General features: G+C 61.8%; 19 protein-coding genes. 13 read left to right on the forward strand and 6 right to left on the reverse strand.

All coding sequences use genetic code 11. The features are described 5' to 3' along the window. Positions 1–515, forward strand: a 515-nt coding sequence (locus tag F1735_RS28805; RefSeq protein WP_222853107.1) for a hypothetical protein, incomplete at its 5' end; no start/stop codon positions are given. Between the two features lie 177 nt (positions 516–692). Here the strand turns inward: F1735_RS28805 and F1735_RS28810 are convergent. Beyond that, positions 693–1,718, reverse strand: coding sequence for an IS5 family transposase (locus F1735_RS28810; protein WP_167240127.1), 1,026 nt, complete (start codon positions 1,716–1,718; stop codon positions 693–695). A gap of 28 nt (positions 1,719–1,746) precedes the next feature. On the opposite strand from F1735_RS28810, the gene F1735_RS28815 reads away from it, so the two are divergent. Together F1735_RS28815 and F1735_RS28820 are read left to right on the forward strand one after the other, a co-directional pair. Beyond that, complete coding sequence (locus F1735_RS28815) at positions 1,747–1,950, forward strand: hypothetical protein (RefSeq protein WP_222853108.1); 204 nt, start codon at positions 1,747–1,749, stop codon at positions 1,948–1,950. Positions 1,951–2,035: 85 nt separating this feature from the next. Continuing rightward, positions 2,036–2,374: a hypothetical protein gene (locus F1735_RS28820; RefSeq protein ID WP_167240128.1), complete on the forward strand. Its 339-nt coding sequence runs from the start codon at positions 2,036–2,038 to the stop codon at positions 2,372–2,374. A gap of 112 nt (positions 2,375–2,486) precedes the next feature. On the opposite strand, the gene F1735_RS28825 is transcribed toward F1735_RS28820, so the two are convergent. Continuing rightward, positions 2,487–2,786: an antibiotic biosynthesis monooxygenase family protein gene (locus F1735_RS28825; RefSeq protein WP_167240129.1), complete on the reverse strand. Its 300-nt coding sequence runs from the start codon at positions 2,784–2,786 to the stop codon at positions 2,487–2,489. 99 nt (positions 2,787–2,885) lie between these two features. Between F1735_RS28825 and F1735_RS28830 the strand changes: the two genes are divergently transcribed. Then, on the forward strand, positions 2,886–3,431 hold the full coding sequence (locus F1735_RS28830; protein ID WP_167240130.1) for an HD domain-containing protein: 546 nt from the start codon (positions 2,886–2,888) through the stop codon (positions 3,429–3,431). On the opposite strand, the gene F1735_RS28835 is transcribed toward F1735_RS28830, so the two are convergent. From F1735_RS28835 to tssK, 3 genes are all read right to left on the reverse strand, one after another. Further along, on the reverse strand, positions 3,419–3,991 hold the full coding sequence (locus F1735_RS28835; RefSeq protein WP_167240131.1) for an exonuclease: 573 nt from the start codon (positions 3,989–3,991) through the stop codon (positions 3,419–3,421). The two genes, F1735_RS28830 and F1735_RS28835, sit on opposite strands and share 13 nt — an antisense overlap. Before the next feature lie 127 nt (positions 3,992–4,118). Then, complete coding sequence (gene icmH, locus F1735_RS28840) at positions 4,119–4,883, reverse strand: type IVB secretion system protein IcmH/DotU (protein WP_167240132.1); 765 nt, start codon at positions 4,881–4,883, stop codon at positions 4,119–4,121. Between the two features lie 17 nt (positions 4,884–4,900). Next, the gene (gene tssK, locus F1735_RS28845; RefSeq protein WP_167229020.1) at positions 4,901–6,241 is read right to left on the reverse strand and encodes a type VI secretion system baseplate subunit TssK; all 1,341 of its coding nucleotides are present in this window, start codon (positions 6,239–6,241) and stop codon (positions 4,901–4,903) included. 236 nt (positions 6,242–6,477) lie between these two features. Here tssK and F1735_RS28850 point away from each other — a divergent pair, with 236 nt between their 5' ends. From F1735_RS28850 to F1735_RS28890, 9 genes are all read left to right on the forward strand, one after another. Next, positions 6,478–7,128, forward strand: coding sequence for a tetratricopeptide repeat protein (locus F1735_RS28850; protein ID WP_167240133.1), 651 nt, complete (start codon positions 6,478–6,480; stop codon positions 7,126–7,128). A gap of 40 nt (positions 7,129–7,168) precedes the next feature. Next, positions 7,169–7,675: a type VI secretion system contractile sheath small subunit gene (tssB, locus tag F1735_RS28855; protein WP_166875647.1), complete on the forward strand. Its 507-nt coding sequence runs from the start codon at positions 7,169–7,171 to the stop codon at positions 7,673–7,675. 2 nt (positions 7,676–7,677) lie between these two features. Then, positions 7,678–9,162 carry a type VI secretion system contractile sheath large subunit gene (gene tssC / locus F1735_RS28860; RefSeq protein WP_166895449.1) on the forward strand — a complete coding sequence of 495 codons (1,485 nt, stop codon included), beginning with the start codon at positions 7,678–7,680 and terminating at the stop codon, positions 9,160–9,162. Positions 9,163–9,200: 38 nt separating this feature from the next. Next, a complete protein-coding gene (locus F1735_RS28865; protein WP_166895447.1) occupies positions 9,201–9,692 on the forward strand; it encodes an Hcp family type VI secretion system effector in 492 nt (163 codons plus the stop codon). A 59-nt stretch (positions 9,693–9,751) separates the two neighbouring features. Further along, complete coding sequence (gene tssE, locus F1735_RS28870) at positions 9,752–10,240, forward strand: type VI secretion system baseplate subunit TssE (RefSeq protein ID WP_167240134.1); 489 nt, start codon at positions 9,752–9,754, stop codon at positions 10,238–10,240. A gap of 2 nt (positions 10,241–10,242) precedes the next feature. After that, entirely contained in the window at positions 10,243–12,087 is a 1,845-nt protein-coding gene (tssF, locus tag F1735_RS28875) for a type VI secretion system baseplate subunit TssF (protein WP_167240135.1), read from the forward strand. Further along, positions 12,051–13,136, forward strand: coding sequence for a type VI secretion system baseplate subunit TssG (gene tssG / locus F1735_RS28880; protein ID WP_167240136.1), 1,086 nt, complete (start codon positions 12,051–12,053; stop codon positions 13,134–13,136). Before tssF ends, tssG begins: the two co-directional genes overlap by 37 nt. A gap of 34 nt (positions 13,137–13,170) precedes the next feature. Next, positions 13,171–15,828: a type VI secretion system ATPase TssH gene (gene tssH / locus F1735_RS28885; RefSeq protein WP_167240137.1), complete on the forward strand. Its 2,658-nt coding sequence runs from the start codon at positions 13,171–13,173 to the stop codon at positions 15,826–15,828. An 82-nt stretch (positions 15,829–15,910) separates the two neighbouring features. Beyond that, positions 15,911–16,345 carry a DUF3592 domain-containing protein gene (locus tag F1735_RS28890; protein ID WP_167240138.1) on the forward strand — a complete coding sequence of 145 codons (435 nt, stop codon included), beginning with the start codon at positions 15,911–15,913 and terminating at the stop codon, positions 16,343–16,345. Positions 16,346–16,531: 186 nt separating this feature from the next. On the opposite strand, the gene F1735_RS28895 is transcribed toward F1735_RS28890, so the two are convergent. Further along, positions 16,532–18,209 (reverse strand): hypothetical protein (locus tag F1735_RS28895; protein ID WP_167240139.1); only part of this gene is annotated, 1,678 nt, incomplete at its 5' end.

An 18,209-nucleotide genomic window follows, 5' to 3' on the forward strand; every position in this document is an offset into this window, starting at 1 on the left:
CTTTTTCGGGATGCGAGAGAGTCGAGAGGTCGGGAAGAGGGGCAAGTTTTACCATGACCGGCATCATGCCCGGATATCGGAATGTTTACAATTGCGCGTTTACAACGGTCAGGGCTAAACAGTTACCCTACAAATACGCTTATGGAAATGAGAAGCTCCATCAGCTATTAAATTTTTCGCTATCGATTGTGGTGTCGGATGATTTGCATTTCTTTGAGATGCCTGGCATGAATTTGGTGCTGGACCTCCTTTTTAAAAACCGGTCAGCCGGACACCAAGCTTGCGTCGAATTTGTTTTCTTGCCAAACGGAAAAGATTTGCCGGTTGACTTTGTGGTTGTCAGCTACCGCGATTGTGAGCCGGGTGATGAGGAGGCTGCGCTGTACACCTATGATGAGTTTGGAAAAGAACTTTACGATGAACTTATGAGGCAGAGCGAAAGTGACCCAACGCGACGAGAAAAAGCAAGCAAGCTCATTCAAAAATTTGAGCTTGGAAAATACGCTAATTGCTGAGGCGAGCGGTGCACAGGATCAGTGCTCATATACGGGCACCTCGAATTACCGGTAAATCCCGCGTAATCGCCGGTCGCGATGCCGGCAGATGCGCTTTTTTGATGTCAGACCAAGCCGCTCCCACCCATTTTATGGGCGCTGAACCTGGTTTTGTGCAGTCCGGGCGGACTGCGGGCGTCAGAACGTCTCGACCCTGGCCTCCTTCAAGTAGACCAGGCGCCGCACATTGTAAGCAGCGACCTTCCAATTGAGCTGCAACGTGGCGCGCGCCAGCCCGATCGTGCGCAGGCCCTTGCCGCCCATCTCGGCCAGGCCGGCAAACACATGCTCGATACGGGCGCGGGTCTTGGCGATGCGCGTATTGCGCCGCTTTTGGGTTTCCGAAATTGGCTTGTCCTTGCTTCCTTTGCGCTGGATGTGCATGCGCCATCCCTGCTGTGTCAACCTGTCCTCGCGCGCGCCATCCACGTAGCCCTTGTCTGCCAGGACGTTGCGATTGGTATTCGACGGATCGAGCACCGCCTCGAAATGAAGGGTGTCATGCTCGCTGGCAGTGCTGACCTTGATCTTGCGTACCAGCTTGTAGCGTTTGTCTGCGTTGGCTGATACCTTGTAGCCGAAGTAGGACTTGCCACGCTTCTTGGTCCAGCGCGCGTCCATATCTTTCTGCCGGCGCTTCGCAGGCTTCCAGCCGATTGGCATGGCCCCCTCTCCAACGAGCGCATTTTCCTCTTTGCTCATCGATTGCTTCGGCGTCTGCACGATGCTCGCGTCGACCATCTGACCGCCACGCGCAATGTAGCCATGCCTGGAAAGCTGACGGTTGACGGCGTCAAAGATACTCTCGCTGGCACCGGCCTTGAGCAGGCGCTCCTTGAACGTCCAGATCGTTGTGCGGTCCGGTATCTGACTACTGGAACGCAGTCCGACAAAGCGCTGGAAGCTCAGGCGGTCGAGCAACTCGAATTCCATTTGCTCGTCGCTCAGGTTGAACAACTGCTGGATCAGCAGGACGCGAACCATCAGTTCGGTCGGGAATGGAGGACGCCCGCCGCGTTCGCGGCTGGGGCGCGGAGCTGCTTCGTCAACGGCATCGGCAAGCGCGATGAAGTCGACATGCTGCTCCATCACCTTGAGCGCATCACCAAGCTTGTTCAGCTTGGCTTCGCGTTCTTGGTCGGCAAACAGACTCGTCTTGATCATGAAATTAGGTCAGCAACGTGGAGCCGCTATGATGCCACGGCTGGGTCGGTTTTTCGAGGTGCCCATCAGCACGAATATCGAACGCCCCCTCAGACTGCGCTGGACAAATTCGTCAATGTCGCAAGAGGCGATGGGCGGTCGCTTCGACCGCGTTGTGGCAATTCTACGGCGCGCTGAGCTTCACGATGCACAGAACGGTTGTGCGGAAAAGTTCGAACTGCATTTGGAGTAAACGTACGGCTTATCAATATATGACAGGCCCCGACGTTCGACGGCCACACCACCGACGGCGATGTATCCCCAACTGAAAGCTAATCATGTCTGCCAATCCCATCGACCCGTTGTCCGTCACGCCCCTCGCGCTATTTGCCATGTATGACCTGCGCCTGCAATGCAGCAATCCGGAATCGGACGCGTGGTGCGACGATGGCGAAGCGCATGCGATTTTCCTTCTGGACAGGTTCTCGGATGCCGACTGGGACGCCTTGTTCGCCGCCCTCGACTCACGCGATTCGCACTGGCAGCACGCGTGTGCCGCGATGCTGTTCCAGGCCGCCGACGTGAAGCGGGCCATCGAAGTCCTGACGTTGCTTGGCAAGAGCGCCGATCGCGAGGTGGCCTGCTGTGCGCGAGAGAGTCTCGGTTACCTGGCCTAGCGTGCCGCGCGGGCCCATACCGGACTGCCGTTAAAAGCAATCTGCCCGGTGGCGGGGTCGAATACCATCCGCCCTGACGGGTGGCGCAGGCGACCCCGGACAACCCGCTGCGTCAGAATCCCTCGACCGCGCTGGTCGTATGAAAAACCCGCGGCGGCGCGCTGAAGAAACCACCCACCAAGCGGCGCCATTCCTGAAAGTCTTCGCTCTCGCGGAAATGCACCATGTGGTCCTCGATGGTTTCCCACTCGACGAACAGCATGTAGCTTCCCGGCTCTTCGACCGAGCGCTCCATGCGCATGCCATGGCACCCTTTGGCGCGTTTGAACAGCGCGACGGCTTGCTGCACGCCTGCTTCGAACTGCTGCTCCGTTCCCGCAGCGACCTTCAATTCCGCGACTTCCCTGAACATGTTTTCTCCTGTTGATGCCGGCCTTTGCCGGCGTGCCCATATTCTATCGGGTCGCACGCAGGTCTGCCTGCTGCGATAAGATGCGCTAACGGAGGAACCATGACACAGCAAATCGATTACGCATCCCAGGAAGCCTGGATCAAGGCCTGGCGCTTCGCCGCCGTGGTACACGCACAGCAGAAATTTCCCGGCACCGAGATGCCTTATCTGGTCCATCTGGGCATGGTCGGCATGGAGCTCCTCGCCGCCCATGCGCAGGAGCCGATCGACGGCATCGGCGTGGCCATGACCTGCGCCATCCTGCACGACGCGATGGAAGACCAGGAGGTCGCGCACGCCACCCTGGTGGCCGAATTCGGCCTGGCCGTGGCCGATGGCGTGGCCGCCTTGTCGAAGGCGCCCGACCTGCCGAAAGCCGACGCCATGGCCGACAGCCTGGCGAGAATCGTGCAGCAGCCCAAGGGCATCTGGTGCGTCAAGCTGGCCGACCGCATCTGCAACCTGGAAGCGCCGCCGCATTACTGGCCGCCCGAGAAGGTCCGCGCTTACGGCAAGGAAGGAAGCCTGATCCTGGAAACCCTGGGAGCGGCGCACGGCTTCCTGGCCCAGCGCCTCGCCGCCAAGATCGCCGCCTATCCGTCCTGACGGCCACGCGCCAGGTTATCGGCCAGCATATTGCAGAACATTGCACCCTGTTCGATGGCGTCGTCGAGCGCCACATGCGTGTGGGGCAGGGGATCGAACCAGTGCTCGGGCATATTGCGCTTGGTGCTGTCGCGGTAAGGGCGCTTGAGAACCGCCATGGCGTATGACTTGATGTCGAGCGCCGAGTGGCTGAACGGGCTTTCGCCGGCAAAGCGGATCAGGTACCAGTACACGAACAGGAAATCGAAGCCGGCAGGGAAGGCCACGAACACCGGTTTTCCGGGCAGCGACTTGACCCATGCCAGGTAGCGCTGCATGGCCGCCTGCGGCGCTTCCAGGTTGGCGCGGCAGGCGGCCCAGGCCTCGGGCTGGGTCAGCCACCAGGCGGCGGTGGCGGGATGCGCCGCCGCCTCCGGCAGGCATGCCAGGTTGGCGCTGAAGGTCGCGACGCAGGTCTTGTCGGCCAGGTAGGCGGCCGATCCGATACTGAGCATCGAATGCGGACCCGGAATCGGGCCGTCGGTTTCGACGTCGGTGCTGATGTAGATTTCTTGTTTCATGTTGGTGTGCGGTCGAGGGTGGCTGGATCGGCCGGTAGAATGCGATCGAGGCCGGCGCCTCGATCGCTACCCGCAAGCTCACTTGCCGCGCCGGCAGCACGCTCTCCTGTGCCGGCGCGGCGCGGCGTTACGGCAAGGTAATGGTCAGGTTGGCGGCGCGCGGCGCCAGCTTGACCACGTCGTTGTACGCGCTCATGCGTTCATCGGTGCTCTTGTTGAGCGAGGTGCGCAGGCCGATGTAGCCGAGAATGCAGATCAGCCCGAACACCGAGCACAGCACCCACAGCGGCAGGTCGCTGCGCAGCTTGTGCGCGATCTGGTCGGGGCGGTCGGCGTGCGGCGCGAAGCCGCCGCGGCGGCCCTTCATGTTGGCGATCTCGTCGCCCAGGCGCGCCGTCAGGTAGTTCAGCTTTTCCGACCCTTCCAGGATGTAGCGGCCCTGGAAGCCCAGCAGCAGGCACATATGGAATACTTCCAGCGCCTGCAAATGGGTGCTGCCGCGCGTGCGCAGCGATTCGAGGCGGTGATAGAAATTCTCGCCGGCCAGCTGGTCGCCGAACAGCACCAGTTGCAGCGGGCGCCGTTCCCATTCGTCGCGGATCGAAAAATTCGAGCGCAGGATGATTTCGTCGACTGCCGCGCAGAACGCGTACTTGGAGGCGTCGATGTCGTCGGCCGAGGCGCCTTGCTTCTTGGCGCCCCGCGTGAAGTCTTCGAGGAACTGGGTGGTCTTGCGCTGGAAATCGGCGTTGTTCTGCGGCCCGCTGCCGTTCTTGAGCATGAACAGCGCGTAAAAGCCTTCGTACATCAGGTCGAGCAGCGTTTGCGGGGTCGCTCCCGCGGCGGGCGCAACAGGCCCGCCGGCCATCAGGGAGGGTGCGGTGGTAGTCATCTGGGCAAATCCTTGGGTCAGGAGGTTACGGCAATCAGTTCCAGGGACAGCTCGCGCAGGCCTTCAGGAACATAAATCGAAATCGACTGCGCCTGCATCATGCGTTCGTACATCTGGCCTTTGGCCTCGATCGTGAAGTAGACCGTGTCGGGGCGTACCGGCACCGCCGGCGGCACCTGCGGCGCATGCTGCAAACGCACGCCCGGCATGGCCGAGAGCACGAATTTTTCGACGTCGTCGGGCGCGCCGATCTTGAAGCGCAGCGGCACCACGTCGACCAGTTCGATGGCCGGCAGGTTGGCCGACACCGCCAGGAAAAACACCGTCTTGTCGTCGATCTTGCCGGACTCGAGCGAGCCCAGATAGTAGGACGGCTTGATGAGATCGAGCGCAATGGCGAAGTACTTCGACGAGATGACAGTGTCGAGCAGGTCGCGGATGATCATGTTCAGTTTCGCGAACGCCGGTCCCGGATCGGCATGCTGGTAAGGCGGCAGGTCGGCCAGGGTCCAGCTCTTGGAAAACGTCATCAGGGCGCCCGCCACGCCCAGCAGCGCTTCGTACAGGCGCTCCGGATGCAGCGCCGGGTGATGGAAGTAGTGCGTCAGCGAGGCATACGCGCTGCTGGCCGTGTGCAGCAGCCAGAACGAGGACATGTCGCCGGAGCGGAACTCGATCACATTCTTGCTCGGTTCGCGGTGGTGCCCGTACAGGGCGCTGACCTTCGCCTGCAGGGCGTCGATCAGGCGGCGCAGCTGCAGGAACAGGATCGGGGCGCTGCGCACCGACATGCTCGGCGGCACGAAGCCCGGGTCCATCTCGAAGCCGCCGGTGGCCACCCGGCGCAGCCGCAGCAGCGGGAAGTGGGTGTACGAGTCGCGCGGCTCGAACTCGGAAATGAGGCGCACGCTTTTGGTCAGGTAGGTCAGCTGGGCTTGCGCGGCCTGGGTGTACAGGTCGGGCGTGTCGGCGTTGGCCTGGACGAAGCGGGCCGCGTTGGCGGTCTGGCCGAGCGGCGCGAAGTTGCCGCCGAACGGCTTGAAGGCGGGCAGGGCGGCGTAAAACGTGACGGTTTGCTGCGATTGCAGCAACTGGCTCAGGTCGACCGTCTCGGGCAGCGCATCGGCGCCCGGCGCATCGACCAGCTCGCCATCCTGGAAACGCAGCGACAATTCCAGCACGCGCAGGGCATTGTTGGCCAGCGCGTCGCGGTCCACTTGCAAGGTATTGACGCCCCAGGCGTAGGGATGGACCGCCTTGACGCTCTCGTGCAGGCGGTGCTCGTGGTACTGGTCCTGCTGCTGGAAATGCTGGGGGCGCAGGAACAATCCTTCGCCCCAGAGGACTTTACTTGACATGCTGTTGGCACCCTTCGGAAAATTTTGCACGAATTTGAAAAACTAATTAGCGGAACAATAACATTTATGAGAAGATTTGTCTGCCGTTCCTAATGTAAGGTGCGCGCTTACTACAAAGTGAGAATGTGTGATTTTCAATTGAACGCTGTTAAATTTCAAACTCTGCTAACGTTGTTTCAGTAATAAGTGTTACAATATACACATTACTTTTTTGTCACCGCTTTTGAGGATACCGCATGACCACTTTTCCCGATTTCAAGTACCTCTGTGGCGTCCTTGCTTGCGCCGCGGCATTGACTGGCTGCGAGACCACCAAGCCCGTGATGCCGAAGGGTCCCGCCCCGCTGGCCGAGCTGCTCAACCAGGGTTCCCAGGCCTCGGCGGCCGGGCGCAAAGAAGAAGCGATCGGCTATTGGAAGCAAGCGAGCGACGCTTACAAGGGCGACAAGGCGCCCTGGGCGAATATTGCCCAGAGCCGCTATGATACCGGCCAGTATGGCGAAGCCATCGTCAACGCGCAGGAAGTTTTGTTGCGCGATCCCAACGACAAGGCCGCCAGCGCCATCATCGCCGCAGCCAGCCTGCGTCTCGCGAACCGCGCTTTGGGCGACCTGAGCCGCCAGAACGTGCTGGCCGGGCAAGTGCGCGCCGATTCCCAGGACCAGATCAAGCAGTTGCGCGATCATATGGGCGATGGCCCGGTGGCGTCCGCGCCGATCCGCAAGACCACGGCGGTGGCCCCGAAGCAGAGAGACAACAACCCGCTCGGTGTACTCAGGGACACTCCCAAGGTCGACCTCGACAAACCTGCACCCAAGGTCCGCGAGCCAGATGTCAAAACGGGTCCGTTCGACGCCCTCAACAATCTCAGGGATACCGGCAAGTAGACTGCACGTCCCGCTCTCACATTATGTAGAAGGAATTACCATGTCAAAGAAACAAAGTGTCCAGAAGAAGCTGCAAAAAGTGCGGCCACCGCGCATCCAGATGACCTATGACGTCGAAATCGGCGACGCGATCGAGAGCAAGGAACTGCCGTTCGTGATGGGCGTGGTGGGCGACTTCGGCGGCACGTCCGAAGTCGAGAAAAAACGCTTGAAAGACCGCAATTTCGTCGGCATCGACCGCGACAATTTCGATGAAGTCATGAAGGGGATCGAACCGCGCGCCGCTTACCGCGTGCAGAACACCCTCACCGGCGAGGGCGGCAAGTTCGCCGTCGACCTCAAGTTCCGTTCGATGGAAGATTTCCGTCCTGAGTCGGTGGTCCAGCAAGTCGAGCCGCTGCGCAAGCTGCTCGAAGCGCGCACCAAGCTGGCCGACCTGCGCAACAAGCTCGCCGGCAACGACAAGCTCGAAGACATCCTCGCCGACGTGCTCACCAACACCGAGAAACTGGCCCAGCTCGGCCAGCAAGCTACCAAGAAAGACTGACCATGTCCGCTCAACTGAACCAAGCCGCCGGCGCCGCCGCGACCCACGAAACGGCCCTGCTCGACCAGATCGTCGAACAGAGCAAGGTGGCTAAATCGAGCGTCGAGCACGCCCGTGCCAAGGACCTGATTTCGGAACTGGTGCACCAGGTGATGGACGGCACGGTGATCGTGTCGGACAACCTGTCGGCCACCATCGACGCCCGTGTCGCCGAACTGGACCGCATCATTTCGGACCAGCTCTCGGCCGTGATGCACTCGCCCGAATTCCAGAAGCTCGAAAGCAGCTGGACCGGCCTGCATTACCTGGTGAAAAACACCTCGACCAGCACCACGCTCAAGATCAAGATGTTCAACGCGACCAAGCGCGAGCTGGTCAAGGACTTCCAGACCGCGCTCGAGTTCGACCAGAGCTCGATGTTCAAGAAGGTCTACGAAGAAGAATTCGGCACCTTCGGTGGCGCGCCGTTCGGTTCGCTGCTGGGCGACTACCAGATCACGCGCCAGCCGGAAGACATGTATTTCGTCGAGCAGATGTCGCACATCGCCGCCGCCGCCCACGCGCCGTTCATCACCTCGGCCTCGCCCGAGCTGTTCGGCCTGGAAAGCTACAGCGAACTGGGCAAGCCGCGCGACCTGGCCAAGATCTTCGACACGGTCGAATACGCCAAATGGAAATCGTTCCGCGAATCGGAAGACTCGCGCTACGTCGGCATCACCCTGCCGCGCTTCCTGGGTCGCCTGCCGTTCCATCCGGCCGACGGCGCCACCACCGAAGGCTTTAACTTCGTGGAAGACGTGGACGGCACCGATCACCACAAATACCTGTGGTGCAACGCGGCGTACGCCTTTGCGACCAAGCTGACCGGCGCGTTCGACGACTTCGGCTGGTGCGCGGCGATCCGCGGCGTCGAAGGCGGCGGCCTGGTCGAAGACTTGCCGACCCATACCTTCAAGACCGATGAAGGCGAAGTGGCGCTCAAGTGCCCGGCCGAAATCGCCATCACCGACCGTCGCGAAAAAGAACTGTCGGACCTGGGCTTCATCTCCCTGGTGCATTGCAAAAACACCGACTACGCAGCCTTCTTCGGCGCCCAGTCGGCCCAGAAAGCCAAGAAATACAACACCGATTCGGCCAACGCCAACGCGGTCCTGTCGGCCCAGCTGCAATACATCTTCGCCGTCTCGCGGATTGCCCACTACATGAAGGCAATGATGCGCGACAAGATCGGTAGTTTTGCCGCCGCATCGAACGTCGAAGACCACCTGAACCGCTGGCTGACCCAGTACGTGTTGCTGGACGATAACGCGAGCCAGGCCCAGAAAGCCCAGTTCCCGTTGCGCGAAGCATCGGTGCAAGTGTCGGAAGTACCAGGCCGTCCGGGCGTGTACCGCGCTGTGTCGTTCCTGCGTCCGCACTTCCAGCTCGACGAGTTGTCGGTTTCCCTCCGTCTGGTCGCGGAACTGCCACCATCGACCAAATCGTAAGCACGACGTAGTCCCTGCAAACCAAGGAAAGGAACACTATGGCAATCGACGTTTACCTCCAAATCGACGGCATCAAGGGCGAGTCGACCGACTCGTCGCATAAAGACTGGATCGAATGCCAGTCCGTCAGCTGGGAAGTGCTGCAGCCTAAATCGGCGACCGCATCGACCGGGGGCGGCCATACCGCCGAGCGTACCGAGCACCGCGACATTGTGATCGCCAAGCTGGCCGACCTGGCAACTCCTCTGCTGTTGCAGAACTGCTCATCGGGCAAAACGCTGGGCAAGGCCAAGATCGAGTTCCTGCGCGCCGATGGCCAGGGCGAGCGCATCAAGTATTTCGAAATCGAACTCGACAACGTGCTCATTTCCAGCGTCGCTCCCACCGTCTCGCAGGGCGACATCCTGAGCGAACACCTGTCGCTCAAGTATTCCAAAGTCAAATGGAAATACACGCAGCAAAAAGTCGGCGGCGGTGCGGGCGGTAATACCTCCGGCGGCTGGGATCTGGCGACCAACAAGACGGCATAACGCGACGTAACGCGGCAGGTCGCAGCAAGTCAATAACGTAGCAAAGTATCGGGGTACCAATGAAGGGTTTTACGCCAGGTTTGTTCGACCGGTTGATGGATGTGCCGGTCAATGGTTCCTCCAGCGGCACTGTCACCCGGATGTCGATCGAGGACATGAAGGACTCGGTCGCACGCGATCTCGAGGCGCTGCTCAACACGCGCACCGTGATCCCGGAGCTGTTGCTGCAACGGTACCCCGAATGCGGTCGCTCGATCGTCACCTTCGGCCTGAATGATTTTGCCGGCCGTTCGCTCGCGAGCACCGATGACCGGGCCTATATCTGCCAGTGTCTCGAAAAAGCCATCGCGCGCCATGAGCCGCGCCTGCGCAACGTCAAGGCTTCGCTGGAAGTGCGCGAAGACTCGGTGAACCGCCTCAATTTCGCCATTACGGCACTGCTGGTCGTGAGCAGTTCCCAGGAACCCGTCAACTTCGACGCCATCTTGCAGCCATCGAGCCTGCATTACACTATCAGCAAGGCGCGTCGCGCTATTGGGGGAGCCTGAGTTTGGAAGACCTGTTACCGTATTATGAACGCGAACTGGGATTTTTGCGCCGCTACTCGCGCGAATTCTCCGAGCGCTATCCAAAGATCGCCGGGCGCCTCCTGATCGCCGGCGAGGTGTGCGAAGATCCGCACATCGAACGCATGATCGAATCGTTCGCGCTGCTCAATTCCCGCATCGCCAAGCGGCTCGACGACGACTATCCCGAATTTACCGAAGCCCTGTTCGAAGTGCTGTACCCGCACTACCTGCGCCCGTTTCCATCGTGCTCGATCGCGCACATGGATTTTTCGGGCGTGGCCGCGCAGCTGACCACCGCCACCGCGATCCCGCGCGGCACCCAGCTGACCACGCGCCCGGTGCGCGGCGCTTCCTGCACCTTCCGCACCTCGTATCCGGTGACGGTGGCGCCGGTGGCCCTGTCGGGCGCCTCGTTCGCACCGATCATCGACACGCCCGAAGCGATCCGCCCGCCGGTGGGCGCCACCTCGAGCCTGTCGCTGACCATCACCAGCATCTCGGACCAGGTGTCGCTGGCCAACCTGGGCCTGGCCAAGCTGCGCGTGTTCATCGACGGCGAGCCCTCGTTCTGCGCGGCGCTGCGCGATGCGCTGTTCATGCGCGGCGTGGCCGCCTACGCCGAAGGCGACAACAGCGGCCGCTGGATGGCGCTGCCGGCCATTCCGATCCTGGCGGCCGGCTTCGAGGAAGACGAATCGCTGATCGACTTCGAAGCGCGCTCGCACTCGGCTTACCGCCTGCTGACCGAGTATTTCTGCTTCCCCGAAAAATTCAATTTCTTCGACATCGACCTGGCCGCGCTGACCTCGGTGCTGCCGATGGGCTGCCGCTCGATTACCTTGCACCTGGCGCTGTCGGGCATGCGCACCGACTCGAACGCGGCGCGCATGCTGGGCACCCTGACCACCAACAACGTGCTGCTCGGCTGCACCCCGGTGGTAAACCTGTTCCGCCAGCGCGGCGAACCGATCCGCCTGACCCACACCACCGCCAGCTACCCGGTACTGGCCGACGCGCGCCGCGCGTTCGCTTACGAAGTGCAGTCGATCGACTCGGTCAAGCTGGTGCGCCAGACGCCGCAGGGCGAATCGATCGTCGATTTCCGCCCGTTTTATTCGCTCAAGCACGGGCAAACGCCGGAAAAGAAGGGCCACTACTGGGTCATGCGGCGCGACGAAATCATCGCCGAGAAGAGCCCCGGTTTCGAGACCGAGATTTCGATCGTCGACATCGACTTCGATCCGGCCGAAGTGGAAACCGACACCCTCAGCCTGGAGCTGACCTGCACCAATCGCGACCTGCCGTCCTCGTTGACCTACGGCCTGCGCGGCGGCGACCTGTTTCTGGAAGGCGGCTCCACGGTGCGCCAGGTCAGCTTCTTGCGCAAACCGACGTCGTCGCACCGCTTCGAGCGTGGCCGCGGCGCCCACTGGCGCCTGATCTCGCACCTGTCGCTGAACCACCTGTCGCTGGCCGACGGCGGCCTGGACGCCTTCCGCGAAATCCTCACCCTGTACGACCTGCCACGCTCGCCGTCCTCGCAGCGCCAGATCGGCGGCATTGCGGCGGTCGCCTACAAGGCGGCCAACACCTGGCTGCCGGGGAACCCGTTCGCCTGCCTGGTGCGCGGCATGGAAGTGCGCCTGACGATCGACGAAGAAGCCTTTGTCGGCTCCGGCATCCACGCCTTTGCCCACATCATCGACCGCTTCCTCGGCCTGTACGTACACGCCAACAGCTTCACCCAACTGGTGATCGTATCAAATAAAAATGGAGAAGAGCTATTGAAATGCTTGCCACGAAGCGGCGATTTGAGCCTGCTGTAATCGAGCGCCTGTTCGAGGAACCGTACCGCTTCCAGTTCTTCCAGGCGGTCCGCATGCTCGAGCTATGGCTCAAGCGCCACGGCTCGCCCCAGCAAAGCGCGATTGCCAATTTCCTGCGTTTCCAGAATTCGACCTCGCTCGCGTTTCCGCCCAGCGAGCTCGAAAAGCTGGAGCCGGTGCCGCGCGAACTGCCGCGCCAGGCCAAGTCGCTGGGCGAAGCGCTGCAATCGAATACGCTCAAGTACATCCGCATCACGCCGGCCTTCATGGGCCTGCTGGGCGTCGCCGGCGCGCTGCCGGCCCATTACACCGACCGCATCTCGGCGCACATCATCTACAACAAGGATGAAGGGCCGCGCGCGTTTCTCGACACGTTTTCGAGCCGCTCGGTGGCGCTGTTTTTCGAAGCCTGGCGCAAATACCGGCTCGAACTCAAATACGCCATCGACGGCAAGGACAGTTTTTTGCCGCTGTTGCTGTCGCTGGCCGGGGTCGGCAACGACAGCTTGCGCCATCGCCTCAACGATGAACTCGGGGGCGGGGTGCTGGACGAGTCGCTCGGCTACTTTGCCTCGGCGCTGCGCCACCGGCCGCCGTCGGCGGTGCAGATCTCGCGCGTACTGTCGGAGTATTTCGGCAAGCGCGTCAAGGCCGAGCAGTTCATCGGCTGCTGGTACGAGGTGCCGACCAGCCAGCAGACCATGCTGGGCGCGGCCAACTCGATGCTGGGCGCCGGCGCCATGGCCGGCGAGCGCGTATGGCAGCGCGACCTGCGCCTGCGCCTGGTGGTCGGTCCGCTCGACCACGACAGCTTCAACTCCTTCCTGCCGGGCGGGAAGGCGGCGCGCGCGCTCAAGAGCATGATCACCATGTTTACCGGTGTCTCGCTCGAATACGAAGTACAACTGGTATTGCGCGGCCCCGATGTGCATGGCATGCAGATGGACGCCACGCGCACCGGCGGACGCCTGGGATGGGACAGCTTTTTGGTCACCAGAGCGCTCCAGGAAGACCGCAACGATGTCCGCTACGATATACACGCGCTGTGATTGACAAAACGAACACCAATAAAAGGAACCCTGCATGAGCATCAACCTGAAAACGCTGATCGGCAAACTCAACGAAACCAGCCGCACCGCCGCCACCCGCGCGGCCAGCATCTGCGTTTCGCTCGGCCAGTACGAAGTCGACATCGAACACCTGTTCCTGGCCCTGCTGGAGCAGCCCAAGAGCGACTTCGCGCTGATCTCGCGCCAGTGCGGCATCAGCGCCGGCATGCTCGAAGCGGACCTGCAGGCCGAAGTCTCCCGTCTCAAGGCCGGCAACTCGCGCACGCCGGTGTTCTCGGTGCGCCTGCCCAAGCTGTTCGAAAACGCCTGGCTGATCGCCTCGCTCGATATTCAATCGGGGCGCGCGGCCGAAATCCGCAGCGGCCATTTGCTGCAAGCGCTGCTGACCGATCCGGAACTGGCGCAGCTGGCCTTCCGCGGCTCCAAATTGTTCGGCAAGTTCGACGTTGAACAGATCAAGCATAACCTCGACAAGCTGGCCGCCGGCTCGCAGGAAGCGGTGGCCGCGCAGGCCGCCGGCGCCGCCCAGGACGGCGAGGGCCACGACCCGGTCGGCGACATGGCCGCCAAGGCCGCGTCCAAGACCCCGTCGCTGGACCAGTTCACCACCAACCTGACCGAGCGCGCGCGCGCCGGCAAGGTCGACCCGGTGATCGGGCGCGACACCGAAATCCGCCAGGCCATCGACATCCTGATGCGGCGCCGCCAGAACAATCCGATCCTGACCGGCGAAGCCGGCGTCGGCAAGACCGCCGTGGTCGAAGGCCTGGCGCTGCGCATCGCCAGCGACGACGTGCCGGACGTGCTCAAGGGCGTGGAGATCCACACCCTCGACATGGGCCTGTTGCAGGCCGGCGCCAGCGTCAAGGGCGAGTTCGAGAACCGCCTGAAAAACGTCATCGACGAAGTCAAAAAGAGCCCGCACGCGATCATCCTGTTCATCGATGAAGCGCACACCATGATCGGCGCCGGCGGCGCCGCCGGCCAGAACGCCGCGGCCAACCTGTTGAAACCGGCGCTGGCGCGCGGCGAACTGCGCACCATCGCCGCCACCACCTGGGGCGAGTACAAGAAGTACTTCGAAAAAGACGCCGCGCTGGCGCGCCGCTTCCAGGTGATCAAGGTCGAGGAACCAAGCGAAGAACTGGCCTGCGCCATGTTGCGCGGCATGGCGCCGCTGATGGAAAAACACTTCGGCGTGCGTGTCTACGACGAAGCGATCACCGAAGCGGTGCGCCTGTCGCACCGCTACATCATGGGACGCCAGCTGCCGGACAAGGCCATCAGCGTGCTCGATACCGCCTGCGCCAAGGTCGCCCTGGGCCAGAACGCCACGCCGGCGCTGATCGAAAACCTGGCGCGCAAGCTCGAACGCATCGACATCGAAGCGGGCGCCCTTCAGCGCGAAGAAAGCGCGGGCGGCTCGCACGTGGCGCGCCTGAAGGAACTGACGGCGCAGCGCACGGCCGCCGCCGAACAGCACACCGCGCTGGCGGCGCGCTGGGAACAGGAAAAGCAGCTGACCGAAAAAATCATGGACGGGCGCCGCACCCTGGAAGAATCGGGGCAGAAGGACGCCAGCAAAGGCAAGGACATCCAGGCCTTGATGACCGAACTGCGCACCCTGCAAGGCGAAACGCCGATGGTGCCGGTGCAGGTCGATGGCCATGTGGTGGCCGAAATCGTCGCCGGCTGGACCGGCATCCCGCTTGGCAAAATGGTCAAGGACGAGATCAAGACGGTCCTCAAGCTGAAAGACTTGCTGGAAGAGCGGGTACTGGGCCAGTCGTACGCGATCGAAGCGGTGGCGCAGCGCGTGCGCACCTCGCGCGCCAACCTCGATGACCCGAACAAACCGAAAGGCGTGTTCCTGTTCGTCGGCCCGTCCGGTATCGGCAAGACCGAAACCGCGCTGGCGCTGGCCGATGTGCTGTACGGCGGCGAACGCAAAATGATCACCATCAACATGAGCGAATACCAGGAAGCGCACAGCGTCTCCGGCCTGAAAGGCTCGCCGCCGGGCTACGTCGGTTACGGCGAGGGTGGCGTGCTGACCGAAGCCGTGCGCCGCAATCCGTACAGCGTGGTCCTGCTCGACGAAGTCGAAAAAGCCCACCCGGACGTGATGGAGCTGTTCTTCCAGGTGTTCGACAAGGGCGTGATGGACGACGCCGAAGGGCGCGAGATCGACTTCAAGAACACCATCATCATCTTGACGTCGAACGTGGCCTCGAGCGCGATGATGCAGGCGTGCCTGAACAAAACGCCGGAAGAAATGCCGACCCCCGAGCAGCTCGAAGACATGATTCGTCCGCACCTGATGAAGCAGTTCAAGCCGGCCTTCCTGGGGCGCCTGAAAGTGATCCCGTACTACCCGCTCGGCGACGACGCGCTGGTCAAGATCATCGAACTGAAGATGCGCAAGATCGCCCAGCGCATCGCGACCAACCACAAGGCCGACTTCACGTACGACGAAGCGCTGGTCGAAGCGGTGCTGGCGCGTTGCACCGAAGTCGATTCGGGCGCGCGCAACGTCGACAATATCCTCAACGGCACCTTGCTGCCCGAGATCGCCGAAACCGTGCTGGCCAAGATGGCCGAAGGCGCGGCGATCGCCAGGATCAAGGTCAGCGCCGACAAGAAGGGGCAGTTCAAGTACACCATCAAGTAAGCTGGCCGGGCCGGGGCGCGGCCGGTCCCTGTGCGGGTCGGCCTCGTCCATTCCACATCACTTCCTCGGGTAATGAAGTCGCATGGCGTTTACCAAAGATTTAACGCCCGCCGGTAACCGGCGCATGGGCAAGGTGTTGAGCGTGCTTGGCGTGCTGGCGCTGCTGGTGTCGCTCTGGCTGGGCGCGCACAGGATACTGTTTTACGTGTACGCCCTGGAGACGCAGGGCACGCTGCGCGCAGTGCAGGGCGAGACACTCCCGGCCGTCGAATTTCGCACCATCGACGGCAAGACCGTGCTGTTCAAGCCGGAGGGCCGCCGCTATGACAGCCAATATATCGGCAAGCGGGTCGACGTTGTCTATTCCGGGACGCAGCCGCAACACGCGTATATCAACACCGTTACCCAACTGTGGCGTGAGCAGCTGGTCAGCGCGTATGTCAGTGCCGCCCTGCTCCTGGCCGGATACCTGACCTTGCGTGGGCACCTGGCGTGGTGGCGCTCGTCGTTCGACTAAGCCCGATCGTCAAGGCTTGAGCGAATTTGTGAACCACGCCTGTGTCGATGGCGGTTCTCAAACTTCGCGTTTTACGTGACGCGCCAGCCTTGCAAGGCCTGCGAACGTTGGCACGGGTAGCCGGTCTGCTCATTGGTCATCCATCGGGTACGGATGTTTCAGCTCAACAGGTATCTCTTGAGGTGCTCAGGCATGGCCGCGCGCTGCAAAGGCCGCGAAATACCTTGCCAGGGCCGCGTAGCGCCCGGCCTGCTCCCCAGACATGGGATGGCCGGTGCGTTCTTCGCATGCATGGCGCAGCGACTGCGCCATGTCGGCGGCGAACGGCAGCCCGGTCATTTTTTCATCGCTTAGCCAGGCCACCGGCACGCACTGCGCGCAGTGCGCCAGTTCGGCCACGCCGCTTCGGCTCAACAAGGAATAGAATAGTTCTCCGATGCGCCGCAACCGAAAATCGTCCATGGCCGTACACGCCATTGCTTCCGCGCGCAACAGATCACGCAGCAAGATCAGCGGAAGATTGCGCATCGGCGGCGCCGCGCCTTTCATCAACTCGGCACGGAAACCCGCATGCATGTCAAAGCATTCCTGACCCGCCGCGCCGACCGACTTGACGGCAATTTCGTCGACCTGCGATCCGTCGTAATCGGCGATGAAACGTGTCGCTTCATCGAACGGGAACGGCGGTGGCGGGGCCGGGTTGCCGGCATCGTAGTGGTCAAGATAGGCGATCAGGCGCGGCAAGTCGCGCCGCCGTTGTCGATTTCCGGGATACACCGCGTTCAGGTAGCGCGCGCACAGTACAGGATAGTCGGGGTTGTCCGCCAGGCGCGCCAGCGTCAGCGCGTTGAAACCATCATCCCTGAGTTGAAAAGGTGGGTTGGTGGGCGGCCCATTGAACAAGGCATCCATGCCGCGCACGTCGCTGATGCGCTCCAACAGGGGCAGCAACTTGTTGACGATCACGGTGTTCATCTCCATGATGGCCAGCGCCAGTCCTTCGCGGCTGACCACTTCGTACCGCTTGCCCGCTTCCCCGTACAGGTAGCCGTAGTCAAACATCGAACAGTGGTCCTGTTCGACATGGTCAGGGTGTATCCCCTGAAAAGGCAAGGTGATTGCCGCGACTTCGTTCAGCCGGGTTGTAAGGAAAAAATGGAAGCTGTAACTGAGAGGATAGTGTTTGTAGAGTGGCACGCCAATTCTGTGATAGCCGCCGGGAAAGCGCAGGATCAGTTGGCCCTCGTCCGTCCTGTCGTACACAAAGCCGACGTCGCCCAATACCCGCATCATGCCTTCGTGGATGGCTTCGCGCATGTCGGGCAGTGGTTCGCGCATCGGGACGGTTGGTGCGGCAGGCACTGCGGGAGGCACGTAGGGGCGCAACCGGCCCCCTGTGCCACCGAATGCTGTTTCGGATTGCATGTCGAATGCCGAGAGGCCGAGCCTCCCGGCGCAATGAGCGATATAGGCAAGGACTTCCTCATGCCTGGCGCAGATGTCCAGCACAAGGACGCGTTTGTCGGTCCGCCCGTCGACCGCACCAGCGCGCCACACCTGGGGTTCGAGCGTGTTGCAGGGGAAGCGCGCGTTGAGCCATTCGGCCAAAACCATGAAGCGAAGATTTTGTCCCAGCACGTCGCCTGCCCGGTTGAAGGCGATAGCGGGCGCTTCAGGGTAATTGCGCAGGCATGGTACTTCCCACACATGAACCAGATAGCCCGTTGCGGCTGGGGCGACGAACAGGGGCGCGGCCGGAAATTTGCAAGCTAGTTGTCGCCTAAATACGATTTTTACGCTGCTTTTTTGAGTGCTTGATTTTTCTCCTTTTTGGTGACGGCTTCCGTGACACTTTTTTCGGGAT

This window comes from Massilia genomosp. 1 (assembly GCF_011682185.1).
In the GTDB taxonomy this organism is placed as follows: Bacteria; Pseudomonadota; Gammaproteobacteria; order Burkholderiales; family Burkholderiaceae_D; genus Telluria_A; species Telluria_A rubra.